The organism is Asticcacaulis sp. P2_B1 (genome assembly GCF_056404915.1).
Window position 1 is genome coordinate 86,168 of record NZ_JBFUDD010000006.1, and the last position, 21,956, is coordinate 108,123.

General features: G+C 59.9%; 14 protein-coding genes. 6 read left to right on the forward strand and 8 right to left on the reverse strand.

From position 1 onward, the window contains the following. The first annotated feature begins 99 nt into the window (after window positions 1-99). The gene (locus tag AC1DX3_RS14825; protein ID WP_476990089.1) at window positions 100-501 is read left to right on the forward strand and encodes a response regulator; all 402 of its coding nucleotides are present in this window, start codon (window positions 100-102) and stop codon (window positions 499-501) included. A 3-nt stretch (window positions 502-504) separates the two neighbouring features. Here the strand turns inward: AC1DX3_RS14825 and AC1DX3_RS14830 are convergent, their stop codons facing one another. Next, window positions 505-735, reverse strand: coding sequence for a hypothetical protein (locus tag AC1DX3_RS14830; RefSeq protein ID WP_476990090.1), 231 nt, complete (start codon window positions 733-735; stop codon window positions 505-507). 118 nt (window positions 736-853) lie between these two features. On the opposite strand from AC1DX3_RS14830, the gene AC1DX3_RS14835 reads away from it, so the two are divergent. After that, complete coding sequence (locus tag AC1DX3_RS14835) at window positions 854-1,687, forward strand: IclR family transcriptional regulator (RefSeq protein ID WP_476990091.1); 834 nt, start codon at window positions 854-856, stop codon at window positions 1,685-1,687. Between the two features lie 12 nt (window positions 1,688-1,699). Here AC1DX3_RS14835 and AC1DX3_RS14840 read toward each other — a convergent pair whose 3' ends face one another. The 3 genes from AC1DX3_RS14840 to AC1DX3_RS14850 all read right to left on the reverse strand — a co-directional run bounded on the left by AC1DX3_RS14840 (window position 1,700) and on the right by AC1DX3_RS14850 (window position 7,630). Continuing rightward, window positions 1,700-2,710, reverse strand: coding sequence for a zinc-binding alcohol dehydrogenase family protein (locus tag AC1DX3_RS14840; RefSeq protein ID WP_476990092.1), 1,011 nt, complete (start codon window positions 2,708-2,710; stop codon window positions 1,700-1,702). Window positions 2,711-2,791: 81 nt separating this feature from the next. Further along, window positions 2,792-4,297 carry a tryptophan halogenase family protein gene (locus AC1DX3_RS14845; protein ID WP_476990093.1) on the reverse strand — a complete coding sequence of 502 codons (1,506 nt, stop codon included), beginning with the start codon at window positions 4,295-4,297 and terminating at the stop codon, window positions 2,792-2,794. A gap of 261 nt (window positions 4,298-4,558) precedes the next feature. Beyond that, entirely contained in the window at window positions 4,559-7,630 is a 3,072-nt protein-coding gene (locus tag AC1DX3_RS14850) for a TonB-dependent receptor (RefSeq protein WP_476990094.1), read from the reverse strand. Window positions 7,631-8,351: 721 nt separating this feature from the next. Between AC1DX3_RS14850 and AC1DX3_RS14855 the strand changes: the two genes are divergently transcribed. Next, window positions 8,352-9,281: a sugar phosphate isomerase/epimerase family protein gene (locus AC1DX3_RS14855; protein WP_476990095.1), complete on the forward strand. Its 930-nt coding sequence runs from the start codon at window positions 8,352-8,354 to the stop codon at window positions 9,279-9,281. A 141-nt stretch (window positions 9,282-9,422) separates the two neighbouring features. On the opposite strand, the gene AC1DX3_RS14860 is transcribed toward AC1DX3_RS14855, so the two are convergent. The 3 genes from AC1DX3_RS14860 to manD all read right to left on the reverse strand — a co-directional run bounded on the left by AC1DX3_RS14860 (window position 9,423) and on the right by manD (window position 15,047). After that, the gene (locus AC1DX3_RS14860) at window positions 9,423-11,456 is read right to left on the reverse strand and encodes a TonB-dependent receptor (protein WP_476990096.1); all 2,034 of its coding nucleotides are present in this window, start codon (window positions 11,454-11,456) and stop codon (window positions 9,423-9,425) included. 74 nt (window positions 11,457-11,530) lie between these two features. Next, complete coding sequence (locus tag AC1DX3_RS14865) at window positions 11,531-13,726, reverse strand: alpha-glucuronidase family glycosyl hydrolase (RefSeq protein WP_476990097.1); 2,196 nt, start codon at window positions 13,724-13,726, stop codon at window positions 11,531-11,533. A gap of 58 nt (window positions 13,727-13,784) precedes the next feature. Then, the gene (manD, locus tag AC1DX3_RS14870; protein ID WP_476990228.1) at window positions 13,785-15,047 is read right to left on the reverse strand and encodes a D-mannonate dehydratase ManD; all 1,263 of its coding nucleotides are present in this window, start codon (window positions 15,045-15,047) and stop codon (window positions 13,785-13,787) included. A gap of 390 nt (window positions 15,048-15,437) precedes the next feature. On the opposite strand from manD, the gene AC1DX3_RS14875 reads away from it, so the two are divergent. From AC1DX3_RS14875 to AC1DX3_RS14885, 3 genes are all read left to right on the forward strand, one after another. After that, the gene (locus AC1DX3_RS14875; RefSeq protein ID WP_476990098.1) at window positions 15,438-18,419 is read left to right on the forward strand and encodes a TonB-dependent receptor; all 2,982 of its coding nucleotides are present in this window, start codon (window positions 15,438-15,440) and stop codon (window positions 18,417-18,419) included. A 202-nt stretch (window positions 18,420-18,621) separates the two neighbouring features. Next, complete coding sequence (locus tag AC1DX3_RS14880; RefSeq protein WP_476990099.1) at window positions 18,622-20,271, forward strand: GH35 family beta-galactosidase; 1,650 nt, start codon at window positions 18,622-18,624, stop codon at window positions 20,269-20,271. An 83-nt stretch (window positions 20,272-20,354) separates the two neighbouring features. After that, the gene (locus tag AC1DX3_RS14885) at window positions 20,355-21,113 is read left to right on the forward strand and encodes a FadR/GntR family transcriptional regulator (RefSeq protein WP_476990100.1); all 759 of its coding nucleotides are present in this window, start codon (window positions 20,355-20,357) and stop codon (window positions 21,111-21,113) included. Between the two features lie 124 nt (window positions 21,114-21,237). On the opposite strand, the gene AC1DX3_RS14890 is transcribed toward AC1DX3_RS14885, so the two are convergent. After that, complete coding sequence (locus AC1DX3_RS14890; RefSeq protein ID WP_476990101.1) at window positions 21,238-21,744, reverse strand: GAF domain-containing protein; 507 nt, start codon at window positions 21,742-21,744, stop codon at window positions 21,238-21,240. Window positions 21,745-21,956: the final 212 nt, after the last annotated feature.

The window sequence follows — 21,956 nt, forward strand, 5'->3', positions numbered from 1 at the left end:
CTTGGACAAACGGCGGTTTGATCGTATCATGCCGCCACACCAGGGGTCGGAAATTGCCAAATATATCAAGCGTTCCGCCAGCACCCAGCGGAGGTTCCCATGGCTGACGGCAGCCCAGGCGGCGCCACCATGCGCGTCATGATCGTCGAAGACAATGAAGCCCTGGCTCAGACCACGGGCTGGCTGGTCGAGATGCTCGGCTACGACTACAAGCTGGCGGCCAACGGCAAGCAGGCGCTCGAGATAGCGCCGCAATACCGTCCCGATGTCATGATGCTGGATATCGGCCTGCCCGGTATGAGCGGTTACGAGCTGTGTCAGCACCTGAAACCTATGCCCGAACTGGCCAAGACCGTGTTTATCGCCCAGACCGGCTGGGGCGAAAGCGAACACCGCCGCCTGACGCGCGAAGCCGGCTTCGATCACCACATGGTCAAGCCGCTCTATCTCGAAGCTCTGCAATCGGTACTGGGCGATATCGAGGCCAAGGTAAGCCGCTAAACCTTAATAGGTAAGGCTTTGACCGCGAACAGCGCGCCCGACCATCAGGCTCAGGGCCACCATGCCAGCGCCGAAAAGTGCCGCCAGCACGATGCTGGTGACCGGAAAATTCTCGACATTGGCCTGCAGGCGGCGCGCCGGATTGGGGCGCTTGACGTCGTCTTCGTCGATGATCAGGGCGGTGTCGATACTGTCGTCGAACGGTTCTCTCACCAGCGGGGCAGCGGTATCCATCGTGTCTCTCCTGTTCAGCCCGATATTCAGCCCTGGCACCTTAGCAAATGCGAGATAAGGAAACGCAGGCCAAGTCTGGCGTGAGCATCAAATATCGGTAAGGACATTGACCTCACCCATGCCTTTGCGGCAGATCTGGTCTTGCCTCATCAACCGCAACATTCTATCCACTTCTATGGACGAAAAAATTATTCCCCAAACCAACACGCAAACCACCAGCGCCTCTTATGTCGCGCCGGCGCTTGAAAAGGGATTCAATGTCATTGAACTCCTGGCGAAAACTCCGCGTGGCTTGACGATCTCCGAGATCGCGGCAGGGCTCGGGCTGTCCATGGGCGAAATTTTCCGCATTATAATGGTGATGGAGCGCCGGCGTTGGCTCAGGAAGGATGACGGCGACAAATATCGCGTAACGCCCCTTGTCCTGGATCTGGCGTTTAAAGCGACACCAGCCGAAGAACTTGCGGCAGTCGCAACCCCTTTCATGAAGGCATTCTCCCACGCGACGGACCAATCGTGCCATCTGGTCATCCGCAACAACCGAAAGGGCCTGGTTGTAATGCGCTATCAAAACCCGGGCCCAACGGGATTTCATGTCCGAATCGGCAGCGAAATCGATCTCGAGACGACCTGCTCGGGGCATGTCTTATTGGCGTTCGACCCTTCAGAAAACTCCGTTGCCGACGCCAGCCAGCCGATGGATCCTCGTCTGAAAGCTCTTCTAAACGCTGTCCGCCAACGCGGCTACGAGCGCATGGAGAGCGCCAGGACCTTGGGCGTGACCGACATAAGCTATCCGATTTTCGATTTCCACGGTGGCATTGCCGCCGCCCTCACCGTGCCGTTTCTCAAGATGATAGATGGCTCGCAGATCGTGCATATGGACCGCGCCCAGGAATTGCTGAGCGAGGCCGCCAAACATATTACCCTGGAGATTTCAGGGAAGGAATAGCGTCAGGTGCGATCAAAATGTTCCGATCGCCTTCAACACGGTGGAAAGCCGTTCCTTTAAGGCCGGGATGACCGTTGCAGCTTCCGCGAGTTCGAAGGCGTGGGTTTGCAAGGCATCAGTCGGGATATCACCCGCCCGCATCAGATCGATGACCATTTGGAAGTCATGGCGGGTAGCGTTCCGGCTACCGATCAATTGCATTTCTCGCTTGTGGAACTCCGTGTCCTTAAAACTGATCATGTCCTTGACGACGCTGACCAGGACATAGCGGCCGCCGTGCGCCACATAACCAAAGCCCGTTTCGATCGCTGCGGCGCTGCCGGTTGCGTCGAAGACGGCGTCGAAATACTCGCCCCGGGTTCGCGCCTCCAACCAGGCGGCGACCTGGTCATCCGCTACGGCGACATTCGCGATGCCCACGACATCCCGGGCATAGGTGAGCCGTTCAATACTGGTGTCGATCAAGGTCACCTCCGCACCGGCCAGGCCGGCAAAGATAGCCACGGCCACGCCAATCGGCCCGGCCCCGACCACCAGGACCGACTCCTCATGCAAGATAGCGCCGCGACGCACCGCATGTAAGCCGATCGCCAGGAATTCAACCATGGCCGCCTGCTCCAGCGTTAGCCCCTCCGCCGGCACGATCGCCGCTTCCGGGACGGAAATATATTCCGTCATGCCGCCGTCGATATGCACCCCCAGGACCTTGATGTTGACGCAGCAATTCGGCTTCTGCTTCCGGCAGGCGACACATCGACCACATGGCAGGTAGGGATTTATCGTTACCTGGCTTTGCGGTTTAAGCGGTGAATTTTCATCGACCTCGACGATATACCCCGCCAATTCATGCCCCATCACCCGCGGATAGGAGAGAAAGGGTTGATTGCCCGAAAAGATATGAAAGTCCGTGCCGCATAGACCCACGCGCTTGATCTGCACCAGGGCTTCCCCCGCCGCTCGAACCGGGCGATCCCGTTGCGCCATTTCAAGAGAAAACGGCCGCTCGCAAACGATGGTCTTCATGGTCTCGACTCCACTGATTTTCATATACGCAATCTATTCTCATAAGCGCCATTAAGGCAAGCCCCCATCGCTGACGACCAGTCATAATTTCAGGTCACCGCCGCAAATGTTTTTAAGAAAGTCCCGGTGGCTTGGCATGTAGGCGCAGCAGTTGGCGATGACCTCACGCGTGTCGGATAGCCAGCGGTTCATGTCGGCCGTCTTGATGCTTAGCGCCAGTGGGTCGGGCGCGCGCGGCCTCAAGCCCTGCCCGTACATGACCGCGAACCAACTGGGGACGCGAAATTGCTCGTTGCGTTCAACGGGGATTCGGCCGCGGCTTTTGAATAAGGCAAGCCTGTCGGCCAGGCTTTCGGGAATGCTCATATGGCGGCAATGGCGCCAAAATTCCGAGTCGTCCCGTTCGCCGACATGATAGTGGAGGATCAGGAAGTCACGGATCTCTTCGTATTCCCGGACCATGTCGCGATTATAGGTATCGATGTCGGCCGGCTCGAAGGCCATGTCGGGGAAGAGATACTGGAGGCGTACGATACTGTTTTGAATCAGCATGATCGATGTCGATTCCAGCGGTTCGAGGAATCCCGCCGACAGTCCGACCGCCACGCAGTTCTTATGCCAGAACTTTTCCCGGCGTCCGGTCGCGAAGCGTAGAAGGCGCGGATCTGCCAATCTCTGGCCCGGCAAGTTCGCGCACAAACGGTCGAGCATTTGGCCCTCGTCGGCAAAGGCACTCGAAAAAACAAGGCCATTGCCATCCCTGTGCTGCAAGGGAATACGCCATTGCCAGCCGTCCGCGTGGGCGATGGAGCGCGTGAACGGCGGGATCTCGCCTTGCCTTTGGGTGGGGACCGCGAAAGCGCGATCTGCGGGCAGCCAGCAGCTCCAGTCGACAAAACCGATGTTCAATGTTTCCGCCAGGAGCAACGCCCTGAAACCTGTGCAGTCGATGAAAAGGTCCGCCTCAAGGCGTCTGTCGCCATCCAGGACAAGGCCTTCAATAAAGCCGTCATCTTTCAGCAGAACACGGCTTATCTTGCCCTCTACGCGCTTTACGCCGCGTTTTTCGGAAAAATCGCGGAGGAAGAGCGCATAGAGAGAGGCATCGAAATGATAGGCATAGGCCAGTTCCGCCAGGGGCGAATTGGCGCCGGTCGGACGCATGAATTTGTTGTGCGAGGCCGCAAGCGCCGCCAGGCTGTAGGGTTCAAGCCCCGGCGCGTTGTTTTCCAGGGCATGCCGCAACCACACTGAGTGAAAGGGCAGAGAGCCGAACTCGCGACCATATTTGCCGAAGGCATGATGATAGGTGTGGCCAAGCTTGCCCCAGTTCACGAACTCTATGCCGAGCTTGAAGGTGCCGCGGGTAAACCTGATGAATTCGTCTTCGTCGATGCCCAGGGTCTTGTTGAAAATCTGGATATAGGGGGTCGTGGCCTCGCCGACGCCGATGGTCCCGATGTCTTCACTCTCGACCAGGATGATCTCTTCGAGGTCGTCGCGCAGGACCTTGGAAAACCACGCCGCCGTCATCCAGCCGGCCGTTCCGCCACCGGCGATGATCACCCTTGTGACCGGTTTGCGCATGTCGACTCCTTGGCGAAGATTCGGTGGGCCCTCGGTTGCCGCAGCCGGCGATCGGAAGGCATCTGAAGTGGAAAAGGAAGCCTGGCCCCTTAAGGCCAGGCTTCAAGTTTGCCGGCGCCGCCAGGAAAGAGCATTGCCGGCCGGAACCTCGGTGGAAAGGGCTGCAGAGCCCTTGCGATCTTTTGGGGCGATAGCAACGGCCACGCAAATGGCCATTGATTCTCGCCTCTCCCGTACGGCCGGGTGAACCAGCCGCAGAATTTAGAAGGTGCCCTTCAGGGTGAAGGTGTAGGTACGGCCGTCATACTTGATCGATCGCACGAGACGCGGATCGACTTCGAATTCCTTCACGGGAGAATTCGTCACATTGTAGCCGTCGAACGAGAGGGTCAGCCTGTCCGTCAGATTGTACGACGCGGCAATGTCCAACTGACCACGTTCAGCCGCGTTGCGGGAATTGCCGGTATAGGTGCCGGCCGCCGTCAGCGGATAGGTGGTGCGGTGGTTGTAGACGCCGCGGATGCCGAACTTCGGCGTTTCGTAGTACAGGATGGCGTTATAGGCGAACTTCGAAATACCCGGGAACGGCGCGGCTTTCGCTCCGGCTCCGCGTTGCTTTGCCGTCGTGAAGGCGTAGTTGAAGGCACCGCCGAAGTTTTTCCAGAAGCTTGGCAGGAAGTCGAAGTTTTGCTGGATGTTGAGCTCGAGGCCGTTCACATAGGTCGGCTTATCGACGTTATACGACCCGTTGGCGTTGATATGATACTCAAGCGCCGCAGTCGACGAACTGGCCTTACAGAAGGTGCCGTCCCAGGTCAGGGTGCCGTACCCCCAGCCGCCGCCGTTTGCCGGACACAATATGGCCGGATCCGAAATGCCCTCGACGCGGTTCTTGAGGATTTTTTCGAAAACGGCGACCGAGATCAGACCACCCGGACGGTTGTACCACTCCCAGGACAGGTCCTTGGATGAAGCCGTATAGGGCTTCAGGCGGCTGTTGTTGAAGCTGATATTGACGTCCTTGACCGTCTTTGTCGTGGTCGATTGCTGGGTATTGGTCGTTACCGTGGTATAGGACGAGTTGTTCGACGTGCGCGGATCCGGGCGGACATAGGTGTCGTAATAGGCGCCGCGGATAACCATGTCGTCACGCAGGTCCATCACGAAGATGGCCGACGGCAGCAGGTGGCTGTATTTGCGCTTATAGGTCGTCGTGCTCATATCGCTGGGGCTGCCGTACCCGGCCCAGAAATTCGACTCGACGGTGGCGTTGGCGAAAATCGGACTCAAGGTCGTGTAGGTCTCGTCCGTCGCTTCACTGCGCACGCCGAGATTGCCGCGCAGGCGATGGCCGATAACCGAGGTGTCGAACTTGGCCTGAACATAGGCCGACGTCAGAGTACTTTCGATATCGAACTGGTGTTCGTAATAGGCGCCATCCTCGTAGTAGTTGTTGAGGCCGGTGCTGGACAGGGGGTGATTCATCCACACCGATACCGGACGGACCGCTGAGAGGAAGGCGAACGGATCGATGGCTTGCCAATTGCTCGAAATGGCGACCTTGCCGTCCATGAAATCCGACGCTCCGGGCGGTGCGATGATCATCGACTGGGTAATTTTGTCCGACTGGATGCCATAGGCCATGTTACGGAAACCACGTTCGTGATAGCCGTCCTTTTCCAGACGAACCCCAGCCTGGATGCTGGTGACGGGGCCGAAGTGCAGTTGCCGTTCGGCATCGAACTGCGCCGCATCGACCGAGTTCCACGCCTTGTTGACCGTGCCGGAGACATTCAGGGTGTAGCGGCCGTCGGCGGTGTAGAGGTCTTCCTGATCGCCGGCAGTCCAGTTCCAGTAGCCGGGTTGATAGGCGCCGCCTGTCGCATCGTGGAACGGCATGGCGAAAATAACGTTTTGCGGTGTCGGCGTAATGACCTGGGAGACCGCCGACGCGTGGCCGAGACCATTGCTGATCGTCGTACTCAAACCATTGCCGCCGGGGATTGAATTGGTGACTAGGTCGAGTTCTGTTTCTGACGAGGTGTTGGTGCCGCTCGACGAGGCGAGGACGCCGGTCAGGTTCCAGTCTTCATTATGCCATTCGGCATTGGCGAACAGCCCGTGATCGCCGGCGTGCTGCGAGTACAGACGGGTCGATGACTTGCCCGGATAATTATTCCAGGTCACGGTCTGGTAAAGCGCGCGGCCGTCGCTCATCATGACCGGCGTGCCAACGGGGCTGACAGTGCCGGCGCCGTCCCAGAACGAGTTGATCTGGAAATATTGCACCGTATCCGGCAAATTCCGGTCGGTATAGAAGCCGGTCAGGCCAAGCTTGGTATTGTCGTTGGGCCGCCATTCCATGCCCGCCGAGGCGGTCCACAATTCCCCGACATTCATTCGCGTATATTGACGCAGGGTGTTGAGGACGTAGAGGCCTTTTTGACCGCTGGTGCCCGTCGCCGCGGTATTATAGTCGGACGTGCCCAGGACCGACGACAACGAGCAAGTATCGACACCGGAGCAGGAATCGCCCGTCGCCGAATAATAGCTACCGTACTGCGAGGCGAACTGGGCGTTGCTCAGGCCGGTATTGGTCGGGTTCAAACGCGAATAGCCGTTAAAGCGGAGCTCATCGCGGCGGAAGTTCTCCTTTTTGTAAGCCACCGTGCCGAACACGGCGAAATCACGCGAAAGATGCTTGTTATAGCCAAGCGTATAGGCCGGTGAACTCAGGCTGCCGAGCGTGTTATATTCCAGGGCGGCCTTGAAGAAACCGCCGTCCTTGCGCGACAAGGCCGGCGCGATCTGCATATCGATATTGCCCGACAAGCCGCCGGCCGGCGCGTTCGCCATCGGCGACTTTTCGATCATGAAGGCCGAAAAGATGTCCGAATTGAAAGACCCCATGGCAGCGCCGTCCGACCCGCCGGTGGCGCCCTGGATCGGCGGCGCCGCGATGGCCTGACCGTTCAGGGTCAGACGCGCATAGTTGCCCGGCATGCCGCGCAGATTGATCGATGCCTGCCGGCCCTCGGCTTCGCGATTGAGTTGGATGCCGGGGATGCGTTGCAGCGCCTCGCCCACGTTAAGATCCGGGAAGCGACCCAGACCGTCGGACGAAATACCGTCCGTAATTTCGATGTTCGTACGCTTCGCCCTTACGGCGTCAGCATAACTTTTCTTGAAGCCGGTGATGACGACGACCTCGGCCTGGTCGCCGGTATCCGCCTTGGGTGCGGCATCCTGGGCGTGGAGCACGCTGCCATAGCCGCCCATCAGCATCGTCGCGCCGAGAAGCACGCACTTAAAGGGCTTTCCCCTGGTTCTCATTTCTTCCTCCAATGTGGTCTGGTTCATGTCTTGTTTTCAACCCAACTGCGCCGGCATCGCGATGATCGCGGCTTGCCGTTGCTTTGCTCGCCCGCAACCATTCGGCCGGTGCCTATTGGCTACTCAGGACTTTTCGAACCAAAATTTACGCGCGTGAGTGAAAATTACTTTTCATCACGTAATTTATGCAGTCCAATTTGGAGGCGCGTCACTCGCTAAAACTGGCACGCCTCCGATCCTGACCCTAACCGCCCGCCATCAAACTTAAATCCGATACGTTACTCATATGATTGATATTAAAGGTAGTTTGGCCAGGTGAAGCTAATTCCATGGAATTTAAATGTCAATTGCATGTTATTTAGAACAAAATTTTTATTTTTTAAAACGAACCAAAATGTTACCAATGGCAAAAACTATAAAACCAATTTTTAATTTCATTAATGCAAATAACTTTTTAAAATCAAGACACAGATGCGTCCTCCGATGACTCGGCCTGACCACGCCTGCGGTATTGAAGCCAAAACTGCAGTTGCGAAAATGCCACATGAAAATGAGGACAACGGCTGTCCGCAAGGCAATATCGGCTAAGTGACTGCGCCGAGTCGACGCGGGATTCGCAGGGCCTGGATGCGCCAACGGCCGCAGTCCCGACCGGTTGTTATCGATTACAATCCGTGCTTTAAGGCCGGCTATAAACGATAAAAACCGAGAGGAAATCGTCATGGATCATGGCACTTTGAACCGCCGTCACCTTCTGTTGGGCGCTGCCGCGGGATTGGGCGCCGCGGCCACGACTGGCGCCGTCTCAGCGAAAGGGGTGCTGAAAATGTGGCCGCTGGGTGTACAATTGTGGGCCGTCAATGCGCAACTTCAGACAGACGTTCCGGGCACATTGAAGGCGGTGAAGGACGCGGGTTACGACGTCGTCGAAACCGCCGGCACGATCGGCCACACGGCGGCCGAGTTCGGCGCCATGATCAGGGATGCCGGGCTGACCTGCCGTTCGGCGCACACCAGTATGGGCGACCTGATGAGCGGGCTCGATCAGAAGATCGCCGATGCCAGGGCACTGGGTGCGGAATGGCTGGTTTGCTCGTCGCCCAAACCGCTGGCGGCGCTGGATTCGGCCAAGGACTGGGTTGCTGCCATGATCGAGGCCATGACTCTGGATGCGTGGAAAGCCAATGCCGAGCAGTTGGCGATGATGACGCCGAAGGTGAAAGCGGCCGGACTGAAATTCGCCTATCACAACCATCCGATGGAGTTCCGTGATTTACCAAGCGAAAACGGGGATGGGACGACGGGCTACGACATCCTGGTCGGGTCGAGCCCCGACCTGCGTTTGGAGATGGATCTCGGCTGGGTGGCGGCTGGCGGGCGCGATCCGGTGGCGATGATGAAAAAATATGCCGACCGCATCGATTTGCTGCACGTCAAGGACATGGTGGCGGACGCTTCGGCGCCTGTCGGCTATCGCTCGGTCGAGGTCGGCGCCGGCATGATCGACTGGAAAGCGGTGTTCACGACGGCGCACAGGATCGGGGTCAAGGGCTATTTCGTCGAACAGGAAGCGCCCTATGTGAAGCCGATTATGACGTCGTTGAGCGAAAGCCGTGCCTATCTGGCGGGGTTGAAGCTGGGTTGGTTTTGAACGTTTGGGCACTACTCGGCAAGCTCGGACTACGTCATTCGCCCAAGGTAATATATTACTATTTTCTGCCCCAGCCTCCGAGATTCGGAGCGCCGGTTTTCCTTGAAAAGGGTAAAACTACTCCGAATCTCGTCGGCAGCCCTACTGCCGAAAACTAAGCCCTACCGTCACCATGCGGCGATTGTCGAAGCTCAGGGTGCCGTCGCCGCTGTGGGCGATCTGGACGCGGTCGTCGAGCGCGTTGTTGATATCGGCATAGGCCGTCAGGTGATCTGTTAGGGTATAATCGGCGCGCAGGTTGAGGCGTCGCGACGGCTTGAGCGTCAGGGTGTTGAGATCGTCCTCATAGGCTTCGCCATCGAAGGCCAGATCGGCGGAAAACGTCAGCGGATGGAAATCGGCGCTCAGGCCGAGCGTGGCGCTATTGTCCGGCGCCTGGGCCGGGCGTTTGCCGTTGAGTTGCGGATTTGTGACGGCCTTTCGCACGCGGGCATGGGTCAGGGTCGCCGACAAGGTCAAGCTCAGGTGGCTCGTGAGCGGTGCGGCCCCCTGCATTTCCAGCCCGTAAGCCTCGATCTGACCGACATTCCGGCGTTGCCGGAGGGTGCCACCGGCCGGGATAAAACCCGCCGTCGGGAAGGTGGCGGGACCAGTGCCGATGGTGACATTGCTGACCGGATCCTGGACGACATTGTAGAACAGGTCGGCGTCGATCAGCGAACCGTGGCGGATGCCGGCTTCGATACCGGTGAGGATTTCCGGCTTCAGGTCGGGATTGGCCTCGGTGACGTCATTGCCGACGCGGAACGGCCGGTAGAGCTCGTTGAGCGACGGCGGGCGGAAACCGGTATAGGCGGCCGCGCGGACGGACGTGGCATCGGACAGGGCATAGTCGGCGCCGAGGCGGCCGGATGCGATGACATAGCTGCGCGCCTCAGGAGCCAGGTCGAGGATGGTCAGGCTGGTCGTCAGGTCAGTCTCATGGCGGTGGCCGTCATAGGTTTTCCATTGATCGACGCGCAGGGCGCCGGTCGCCGTCCATGGGCCACTTGCCATGCTGCCTTCGCCGTAGAGGCCGACCAGGGAGGCATTGCCGCCGGCCTGGCGAAAGCGGGTGGCGGCCGGCATATAGCGGTAATATTCCTCGGACTTGCCGCGACTGGTTTGGGCGTTGACGCCGATTTCCCATTCATTGCCGGCGGTCTGGTGGCGGATGGCCCAGGCGACGCCGTCGCCGGAGGCCGGGGTCGCCACCTGGTCGTTGGCCAGGGTGGTGGAGACGCGACCGGGCGCCACCGAGACCGAACGGTTCGCAAGGTCCGAATCCTTGTGCCAGATTTGCAGGCGGAAACCGTTGGCATCGGCGGTCGGGGCTTGGGTAAAGCTGAGGCTATAGTTTTCGCCTTGCGACAGGGCGGTGGCGCCTTTGAGGCCGGTTTCGCGGCGGCTGTCATAATGGCCGGCCAGCAGGTCGAACTGACCGCAAATGCCGAAGGGACAGAGGGCTTTCTGGTAATTCAGGAGCAGGCTGTTGTCGTGGCCATACGTGCCTACGTCGGCGGCGCCGCGTTGCGGGTCGCGCACCGCTGCATCGCCGTGCAGGGTCTGGCTCGAGGCGTAGAGGGAGAGGTCGCCGATCGCACCGCCTACCGCCAGGCGGTTATTACCGCCCTCGCCGGCTTCGACGGTGCCGTAAAAGCCGACACTTTGCGGCGGCGCCAGGTCGAGATCGACGACACCGGTCAGGGCGCCCGCCCCATAGGCGCCGCCGCCGGCGCCGCGGACAATATGGGCGTGGGAGATGGCGTCCTGGGGCATGGCGGCCCAGATGACCCAACCACCGAAGGGATCGTTCTGCGGGATGCCGTCAAGCGTCACCAGGGCGCGGCCGGCGCCGGACGGCGCGATGGCGCGCAGGGACAGGCCCTGGACGGTCGGATTGGCGGTCAGGCTGGAGGAACGGCGAAACAGGGACGCCTGGCTGTACAGTTTCAGGGTCTGGTCGACCGAGTCGCTGCGGCCAATGCCCGCCTTGTCGATATCGACCGTGCTGAAGGCCTTGTCGCCACGATAGACAGCGAAGCGGTTGGCGTGGATGACCACCTCGGTCGGCGCTTCGGCATGGACGGGCGCCGCGGCCAAGCCGGCCGCCAAAACGAACAGATATCGATACATGCGCCGCAATCCTCAGGTTCAGGCGACCTTACAGGCCCGGCACGAGAAGTCCATATGGCGCTATTTGCATGGCACTATTTGCCTTGGCCCGGCGCAAACGGGAATTTCAGCGATTCATAATAGTCGAGCGACTGCGGCGGCGGGGCGTAACCGGCCGGCAGGGGCAGGCCGGACTTCGACTGGAAATAGGCGATGCAGGCGTCGCGCCACCACTGGGCCTCGCGTTGTTGCGTGGCGAGGTTCGCCGACACCGCTTCGAAGCGCTGCGGGTCGACATAGGCGCCTAAGGTCGCCCAGGTCTGGCGCATGGTGGTGACCTGGTCGACGCCGGTCTGATAGTGGATGACCAGGTCGTCCCACAGGGTATGACCGTCCTGCATGCGGAAAGTCCACGGTTCGTGGTGGAACCACAGGAGATAGCGCTGGTCCATTTTATTGGGGTCGAGCCATGGTTTAGCGGCCTGGGGGGCATAGAGCGACAGGGCATTGCTGCCGGTCCGGGTGCGGTCGAAGCCGATGCCGTTAGCGTCGGCCTGATGGTAATAGACCGGGTTCCATTCCGGGCGCGCCTGGTCGTGGACCCACGGTGCCGGGCCATAATGGTGCCCCGTGCCCATGATGTGGTGCAGGCCCAGCGGCGTCATGTAATTGACCACGGCTTCGCGCGAGGTCATCATCATGTCGACGACCGGGGCGACGAAGGCGGGGTCGTTCGAAAAGGTCATCTTGACCCAGTCGGCGGCGATATCGCGGCTGGAGGCTTCCGGATCCCAGGCCAGGCGGCCGAAGGCGTACCAGTTGGCCTGGTCGAAATCGTGGCCGGTCCAGTTGCGGTCGTCGCCGATATTGGAGACGCCGGCCATGGCGGTCAGGCCGTGGTGGTCGAGTTCGCCATCAATGACTTTCGCCACGGTCGAGCCCTTGCCGCGGGCGAAAGTGTCGGCCTTTAGCGTCTCTTCATAGAGGGCGCCGAGATAGACGAGGTGTGTCGCCTGGCCGGTATATTCCTTGTTGATCTCGACCTCGAGCATCTCGTTGGTCTTTGGCATGGCGCCGAACAGCGGCGAGAACGGTTCGCGCGGCTGGAAGTCGATCGGGCCGTTCTTGATCTGGACCAGGACATTGACGGCGAATTGGCCGTCGAGCGGCTTGAAGCCGTCATAGGCCTGTTTGAAACGGTCCTCGGGGTTTTCCGAGGCGTAGACGAAGGCGCGCCACATGATGATGCCGCCGTGGGGCGCCACGTCTTCGGCCAGCATATTGGCGCCGTCGGCATGGGTCCGACCATAGTCGCCGGGTCCGGGCTGGCCCTCGCTGCTGGCCTTGACCAAAAAGCCGCCGAAATCGGGGATCGAGGCGTAAATTTCCTCGTTTTTGGCCTTCCACCAGGCACGCACGGCCGGGTCGAGTGGATCGGCGGTCGGCAATCCGCCGATTTCCTTGGGGGCCGAGAAACGCACCGACAGATAGACTTTGATGCCGTAGGGGCGCAGGATATCGGCGATGGCGGCGGCCTTGGCGATATAAGGCGCGGTCAGCGAATCGGTCTTGGCGTTGACATTGTTGAGGACGGCGCCGTTGATGCCGATCGAGGCATTGGCGCGGGCATAGTCGGTATAGCGCGGGTCCTTCAGGTCGGGCAGCCGCCACCAATCCCAGATCGAATTGCCGGCATAGCCGCGCTCGACATGGCCATCGAGATTGTCCCAATGGTCGAGTATGCGGTTGGATATTTTGGGGGCGTCGCTGATGTCGAGCTTGTCGAGACTGGCGCCAGTCTGGATCAGGCGCAGGAAACGAAAGACGCCATAGAGCACGCCGGTGTCGCTGTTGGCCGCGATGACGGTGACCGGATGGCTGTCCAGGGTCGTCGAACGGATGAGATAGCCGTCGTGGCCGAGATTGGCGAGCGGCAGGTCGAGGCCGTGCAGGTCTGCGGGCGTGATGAGGACGATGGCGCCGTCGGTGGCTGTCGCTGACATTACGGGTGTGGTGCCGAGCAGGCCACCGAGGCCGCGCTGCAGTTCGCTTTCGGCAGCTTTCAGGGTCGGGCTGTCGCCGCCGACGATCGCGGTCGCGCGGGGTTGATAGGACGCGGCCGCGGCGACCGGACGATAGCGCAGCCAGAGGTCATAGCCGTCTTCTGCATGAGCGGCAGTGGTGAACAGCAACAGGACGAAAGCAGCGGCGATCCAGCGGATAATGCCGGCGAGTTTTGGCTTGGCGGATGGCAGCGCTTGGGCGGTCGTTTCCCCAAAAGTCGTTTCCATGTGGTATCCTGTGTTTTTTATCGCCAGATCACTTGCCGCGCCTGCCGCCGTCTTCGTCTTACCAGTTGAACATCGTCCCGTCCTGGAGACGGTTCACCGGCAGGTAAGCGCGTTTATAGGGGTAGTTGGCGGCTTTCGCTTCGTCGATGTCAACCCCGAGGCCGGGCGTTTCGGAGGTGAAGAGCATGCCCTGGTCGAAATGGTAGCCGTGCGGGAAGACGTCATCGGTCTCTGGCGTGTGGCGCATATATTCTTGGATACCGAAGTTCGGGATCGACCGGTCGAAATGCAGCGCCGCCGCCATGGTCACGGGTGACAGGTCGGTGGCGCCGTGGCAACCGGTGCGGACATTGTGGATGTCGGCGAAACCGGCGATGCGGCGCAGATGAGTGATGCCGCCAGCATGGACGACCGTGGCGCGGATATAGTCGATCAGTTGGTTCTGGATCAGGTCCTTGCAGTCCCACAGGCTGTTGAAGATCTCGCCGACCGCCAGGGGTGTCGTCGTATGGCTGCGGATCAGGCGGAAGTTGTCCTGGTTTTCGGCGACCACCGCGTCCTCGAGCCAGAAGGGCCGGTAGTGTTCGAGATCGCGGCCGAGGCGACCGGCTTCGATCGGGGTCAGACGATGGTGGACGTCGTGCAACAGGTGGACGTCATCGCCCAGGGCGTCGCGCGCCGCTTTGAACAATTCGGGCACGATGCGCATATAGGCCGATGTCGACCAGACGTTTTCGCTCGGCAGGTCGCTGTCGGCCGGTTCGTAGAACAGCTTGTCCTTCGACACGCCGTAGGTCGAAGGCAGGCCCGGCACACCGCACTGCAGGCGGATCGCCTTATAGCCCATGGCCTGATAGCTTTGCGCCACTTCGATCGTGTCGGCCACGCTGGTGCCGTTGGCGTGGCCGTAGACCATGATGGCGTCGCGGCACGACCCGCCCAGCAATTGGTAGAGCGGCAAGCCGGCAGCCTTGGCCTTGATGTCCCACAACGCCATGTCGACGGCGGCGATGGCCGACATGGTCACCGGCCCGCGCCGCCAATAGGCTCCGCGATAGAGATACTGCCAGATGTCTTCGATACGGTGCGCATCGCGACCGATCAGGCAGGGGATGACGTGGTCCTCGAGATAGCTGACCACCGACTTTTCGCGGCCGTTGAGGGTGGCGTCGCCGATGCCGTAGACACCCTGGTCGGTCATGATCTTGAGCGTAACGAAATTGCGCCCCGGGCAGGTGACGATCACGCGGGCCGAACGGATGATCAAAGCGCCGGCGCTGGTGGCGGACGCCGTCTTGTCGGCGGGATAGGTCGAATCCATCATCTTACTCATCACAAATTATTGGTATTACCAATATATTGGTTTGCCGCGGGGGAAGGTTGAATGCAAGGACTTTTTGGCGATCGTCGCATAAATGGCACATCTGACCTATATCCGCACAGCTGAAACCTCGTCCAATTCGGCCTGACGCATGGCCACAAGCCTTTGAAACAATCGTTTTCTTAGAAAATTTCACGACGTCCGATGGTAATCGACGAGCCGATACGTCGCCTTTCAACTGTTATTGAACTGCAATAATCAGACATATTGGTCAGGCCATTATTGACAAAATGACATTGTCCAATTACCAAAGGGCGATGTGACCGCTACCAGCGGCTTCACGACAAGACCTGCACTGTAATGCAAGCTTAAAACAGGAAAGAGGAAATCATGCCCACGTCAAAGGCGCAGCGCCGCCATAACCTGAAATTCGCGCTGCTGGGCGCGACCTTGCTGACGGGCCTGTCCGCCCTCGGCGCCACAGTCACTTTTGCCCAGGACGCCGCTCCCGCTGCTGCGGCCGACGACACCACGGTCGTGGTCGTCACCGGCTTTCGCGGATCGCTGCAAAGTGCCACCAAGGCCAAGAAGGACTCGACCAATTTCGGCGAAACCATCTTCTCGGAAGATATCGGCAAGTTTCCGGACCTGAATTTGGCGGAATCGATGCAGCGCGTCCCCGGCATGGTGGTGCAACGCGATCCCCTGACCGGCGACGGTTCGCAAATTTCGGTGCGCGCCCTGCCGTCCAGCTTCACCTTGGTCAGCATGAACGGCAACCGCGTCGCGGTGGCGTCCGATTTCGGCTTCACCGGCCAGAGCTCACCGAACCGCCAGGTTGACCTGGACATGTTCCCGACCGGCCTGTTTAATCGCATCGACGTGGCGAAGAGCCCGAGCGCCGATACACTGGAAGGCGGCATCGCCGGTACCGTCAACATCCAGAACGCCCGCCCGTTCGACCGCAAGGGCGACCATGTCGTCCTCGCCCTGCAGGACAGCTATAGCCAAAACGCGCGCAAATTCTCGCCACGCATCACGGCGGTCGCTTCCAAGACCTGGGACAAGTTCGGTGTTCTGGCCGGCTTCACCTCGTCCGAAAGGAAGATCTATTCCGACGGTTTCGAAACCGTGGGCTGGGGCGACGCGAACCTGTCCAACTTCTGCCCGAGCTGCGATCCGGGTGCGCAATTTCCGTCGTCGGGCGGCTTCAACACCGGCGAGGTCATCAATCCCGCCGGCTCGAACCAGTTCAAATTCAGCAATACGGTTTACGGCTATACCGGCAACGGCCTGACGCCGGGCGCCTTGTCCGAAGCGCAATTGCTGGCGCTGAATCCCGACGTCACCGAAGACCAGCTGAAGGGTGCGTTGTTGCCGCGCCTCGGCCGCACCTATTTCCTCGACGGCACCAGCAAGAACAAGGTCGGACTGCTGGCCTTCGAGTACCGGCCGTCCCAGGACCTGAGGTTCACCCTCGACATTTTGGGCGGTGACGCCAGCCGGATCGCCGAGCGCTCCGACATGATGTGGGCCGTGCGCAATACCGGCCCCGGCGACGATTATAACGGCGGCATGATCCCCATCGGCATGACGGTCGACGCCAATGACGTCGTCACCGCGGGCACGTTCGCCAACTCGAACTTCTTCGAGGAAAGCAATTTCTACCGCGACAAGACGGCCTATGGCAGCGCCAATGCCGGCTTCGACTGGCGGATTTCGGACACCCTGAAATGGGACGGCGAATTTGCCTATATGCGGTCGACCTATGAACGCGATGTCACCTTCTTCAAGATGCGCACGCCGTTCCAGACGACGCTCAATACGACCTATGTCAATGATTCAGGCAATGACATCCCGACGATCACGCCCAGCGTCGACCTGAACAACCCGAACCTCGGCTGGCGCATGTTCATCGGCAATATCTTCTTCCAGCGCGACAAGCGTGTCGTCGATACCAAGTCGTTCCACACCAATCTGACCAAGGAGGTCGGCGACTGGACGTTCAAGGGCGGCTGGGCGCTCGACAATTTCAATCGTCAGATCAATGTCTATGACAACTCGGTTGCCTTGCGGAACGCCTATTCAGCGGCGGTCACGGACGCCACCCTCCCCGGCTTCCTGAAGACCATGACCACCCCGATGTTCCGGGATGGCGTGTCGGGCGCCGGCTTCACCACCTTCGTGACGCCCGACTTCGACAAGCTGGCGCCGGCGATCGGCTATGACGCCATCGCCAGTGCCCGCGGCGTCGTGACCACCGGCACCACCTATAACGGCGCCGGCGCGACCAGCATCGAAGAAAAGATCAGCGCCGGCTACGGCATGGTCCTCAACCGCTCGACCCTGTTCGGCGTGCCGACCAAAAGCAATATCGGCTATCGCTTCCAAACGACGGAACAGACCATTACCTCGCCGTCGAGCGTCAACGGTCAGATCGTCAACATCACGACCCATCGCAAGTACAAGGACGTGTTGCCGTCGTTCAACTTCGTCGCCAATGTGACGGACCATTTGAACCTGCGTCTGGCCGCGTCGAAGACCATGACACGCGCCAACCCGTCGCAAATGACGTCGCAACTCGGCTACAGCGATCCGGGCGCCCAAAACGCCAGCCAGGGCAATCCAGGGCTCAAGCCCTTCTATTCGCGGAACCTCGACATCGGCGGTGAATACTATACCGGCAAGACCGGCTATGTCGGCCTGACCCTGTTCCAGAAGATCCTCACCAACTACACGATCAACCAGACGCAGGTCGTGCCCTTCCCCACCCTGGGCGTGCCGTTCTCGGCGCTCGGCGGCAATCAACAGCAGGCCATTGGCGTCGCTCTGGGCAAGACGGTCGACCAAATTACGGCCGATCCGTCACTATTGAACGGCTTCAACGTCAATCTGTCGCGCCCGATCAACATCCCGAAGAAGGTGAAGCTGACCGGCCAGGAATTCATGTGGGTCCAGCCCCTGGACAACCTGGTCGCAGGCCTCGGCTATACGTTCAACTACACCCACTTCGGTTTCTCGGACGCCCATATTCTGACCGGCATTCCCGAATATACCTACAACCTGACGGGTTATTACGAACATGGCGGGTTCTCGACCCACATCAGCTATGTCAATGTCGGCAAGATGACGATCGGCACCCTGCCGTCGCCGAACAGCATCCCCTATGACTGGTATCAGAAAGCCCGTCACCAGATCGATCTGTCCGCCGCCTACAAGTTCCACGCTTTCGGTATCGATCAAAGCATCACCCTGGACGCCACCAATCTGGATAACCAGGGCTTCAGAAGCTATCTCGGCTTCGAGAATGTCCCTTATCAGTTCAACAACCCGGGCCAGACCATTATCCTGGGCTGGCGCGCACAATACTAAATGCGGGCACGGCTTCTGGGTGCGGAGCCTGGGTGATCCCCAGGTTCCGTCGCCCGCAGGCCAACCCCACTCCCCTCACTCCCAACTGTGATGCACTTCCGGGTGCATCACTTTTTTATACGCTTGTGCAGGATGGGCGGCGGTTTCATAGTCGCCCTATGCGGTGCAAAAAACCTATCTCGCCATATGACGGAGACCGACCGTGACCCTATCGCCAAAATCATGGGCCTGGGCCCTTTTCGCGTCGACGGTCCTGACGGCGCCCGCGCTGGCCGCCCAGCCTGCCCCCCCGCATCTCGCGGCTCACGGGACAACACAGCAGCTGGTCGTCGACGGCAAGCCTTTCCTCATTCTCGGCGGTGAATTGAGCAATTCGAGCGCCTCCAGCCTCGATTATCTGCAGGCCCAGTGGCCGGCCCTGAAGTCCGTCGGGCTGAATACCGTCATTACGCCCGTCGAGTGGGACCAGATCGAGCCCGAGCAAGGTCATTTTGATTTCACGGTGATCGACGGCGTCATCCGCCAGGCGCGGCAGAACAAGGTCAAGCTGGTCCTGTTGTGGTTCGGCGCCTGGAAGAATTCGATGTCGACCTACGCCCCCGCCTGGGTCAAGCACGACTACGCCACCTATGCGAAGGCGGAGGACGACAAGGGCCAGGCCCAGGACATCTTGTCGGCCTTCGATCCCGACACCCTGAAGGCGGACAAGGCGGCCTATGCGGCGCTGCTGGCGCACCTGAAAGTCTTCGACACGGACCATACGGTGGTCATGATGCAGGTCGAAAACGAGATCGGCATGTTACCGGTCGTGCGTGATTACAGCCCGCAGGCCCAGGCCGCCTTCGACGGGCCGGTGCCCGCCGCCCTCATCGCCTATCTCAAGGCCCACCATGACGGCCTCGATCCCTATGTGCGTAACCTGTGGGAAGGCAACGGGCTGAGAGAGAGCGGTTCGTGGCACGAGGTCTTCGGCGATTCGACGGCCGCGCAAGAAGTCTTCCAGGCCTGGTATTACGCCGTCTTCGCCAATGACCTGACTCAGGCCGGCAAGGCGCAATATCCCTTGCCCATGTATGTCAATGCGGCGCTTATCCGGCCCGGCAAGACGCCCGGCCAGTACCCCAGCGCCGGTCCGTTGCCCCACCTGTTCGATATCTGGAAGGCCGCCGGCCCGGACATCGACATGTTGGCCATCGACATGTATTTCCCCAATTTTACCGACTGGGCCGATCGCTTCAAACGCCCCGACAACACCTTCTTCATCCCGGAGGCCAATTCGGCCGGCAAGCCGGAAGCCGGCGCCAATGCCTTCTACGTTACCGGCCAGCTCGATTCGATCGGTTTTTCGCCCTTTGCCATCGACAAGATCACGCCCGACAACAGCGCCAACCTGACCCAGGCCTATGACACCCTCTCTCAGCTGTCTCCACTGATCCTGGACGCCCAGGGCACCGGCCGTATGCGTGGCTTCCGTCCGCGCGTCTCGTTCGACGGCGTGGTCGACGAAACCCCGCAGTCCTTCGTGCTGGGCCATTACCGTTTCACAGTTAGCTTCATCGATCCTTGGACGCCGAAGGACAAGCAGAACATCGCCGCCAATGGCGGGCTGATTATCCAGACAGGGGACGACAGCTTCGTCGTGGCCGGCACCGGTGTCGTTGTAACGTTTGAGGATGCTGGCGCGGACAAGATGGCCGTGGGTATCGAACAGATCGTCGAGGGGCGTTATGTTAACGGCGTCTGGACACCCGGACGCTGGTTGAATGGCGATGAAAACCATCAAGGGCGCCATTTGAAGATCAATGCCGGTGGATTCGGCATCCAGCAGTTGAAACTATACCGCTTCAAGTAACCTGGCGTGGCCGTTTTGACTTTGTTCCGCGTCATGTCATAGATAGGCGGCGATTCCGCCGTTTTGGCGTCATATTCAGAGCCATGTCAGATACCAAGAAACTTTATCGTCAGATAGCCGACTCCATCGCCGCGGAAATCGAATCGGGCCGTTACAAGCCCGGCGAACGTCTGCCGACGGAGCGCGACCTGGCTCTCCAGTTCGGGGTATCGCGGCCGACCCTGCGCGAGGCGCTGATCGCTCTTGAAATCCTGGGTCTCATCGAAGCCAAGCACGGCCACGGTATTCTGGTCCGGCGCAACAAGGTGACGGCGACGCCGATCACCGACTCCGAAATCGGCGCCTTCGAACTCATCGAGGCAAGACGGCTGTTCGAGGGTGAGGTTGCGGCCATGGCGGCCACCCTGGTCACCGACGAGCACATAGCCGAGCTCGAAAAGCTGCTCGACAGGATGGACGACAGAGACCCGGTCAAGGCCGAAAAGGCCGATCGCGAATTCCATCTGACCATCGCCAATATCACCGGCAACGGCGCGCTGATCAGCTGTGTCGAGAATCTGTGGGACTGGCGTTACCGTTCGCCGCTCGCCAAGAACATCCTGGCGCGGGCCGCCGACCTCGGCATGAAACAGCGTATCGACGAGCACGCCGGCATCCTGCGCGCCCTGAAGAAGCGTTCGGCCGGCGACGCCCGCGAAGCCATGCACGAACATATGGATCGGGTCATCGAACACCTGCTCAACGCCACCGAGGTGCTGGCGGTCGAAACGGCCAAGAAGGCCAGCCATGAACGCCGCAAGGCCATGGCCACGCGGTTTAAAGCTCTGTCGTCTGACGCTTAATACTGAGGCGCGACTTTGCCAATCCGAGATGGCCGCTGGGAAGATTCGGAGTAGTTGTGGCCCGATTCATGGGAAATCCGCACTCCGAATCTCGCGGCCATGCTCGAGTCTGGTGGCCTTCGGCCTAACCAAACACCGCCTTCATCAGCGCTTCGAGGTACGTGGCGTCCTCCTCGTCGAAGGTGGCAAACTGCTCGGAATCGACATCGAAGACGGCGATCAACTCGCCTGATGCATCGATGACAGGCACCACGATCTCCGAATTGGAGCGCGAGTCGCAGGCGATGTGGCCGGGAAAAGCGTGGACATCCGGTACGATTTGCGTGGTCTTCGTCGCCGCCGCAGCGCCGCAGACACCCCGGCTGAAGGCGATGCGCAGGCACCCCAGTGTGCCCTGATAAACCCCCACCACCAGCTCGTCGACGCCCTGAGATTTCTTAACGATATCGACGCTGTAGAAGCCGGTCCAGAACCAGTTTGGAAAGGCCTGGACCAGAAGGGAGACGCAGGTTGCCATGCGGGCGATACGGTCGCTTTCGCCGTCCAAAACCGCCAAAATATCGCGGGTAACCTCTTGATATATTTCGGCTTTGCTTAGACCTGAGGTGGCAGTTTGTTTGGGCTCGAACACAATTTTCTCCTGGTACGCGTATTTGCCGGACCTGTGTGCCCGCCATAGCACGCCCTGCGGGAAACCTTAAGCCGACGCCATAGTCTTAACACTTTTTTCTTCCCAAGACGCTCGATTTGACGCATGATGCATGGGTGGGTGTTTACTCACGGGGTTTGGGTTATGCGGCCTTTATCGCGTTCTTACTTTTTCGCGACAATCTGGCAACGCTC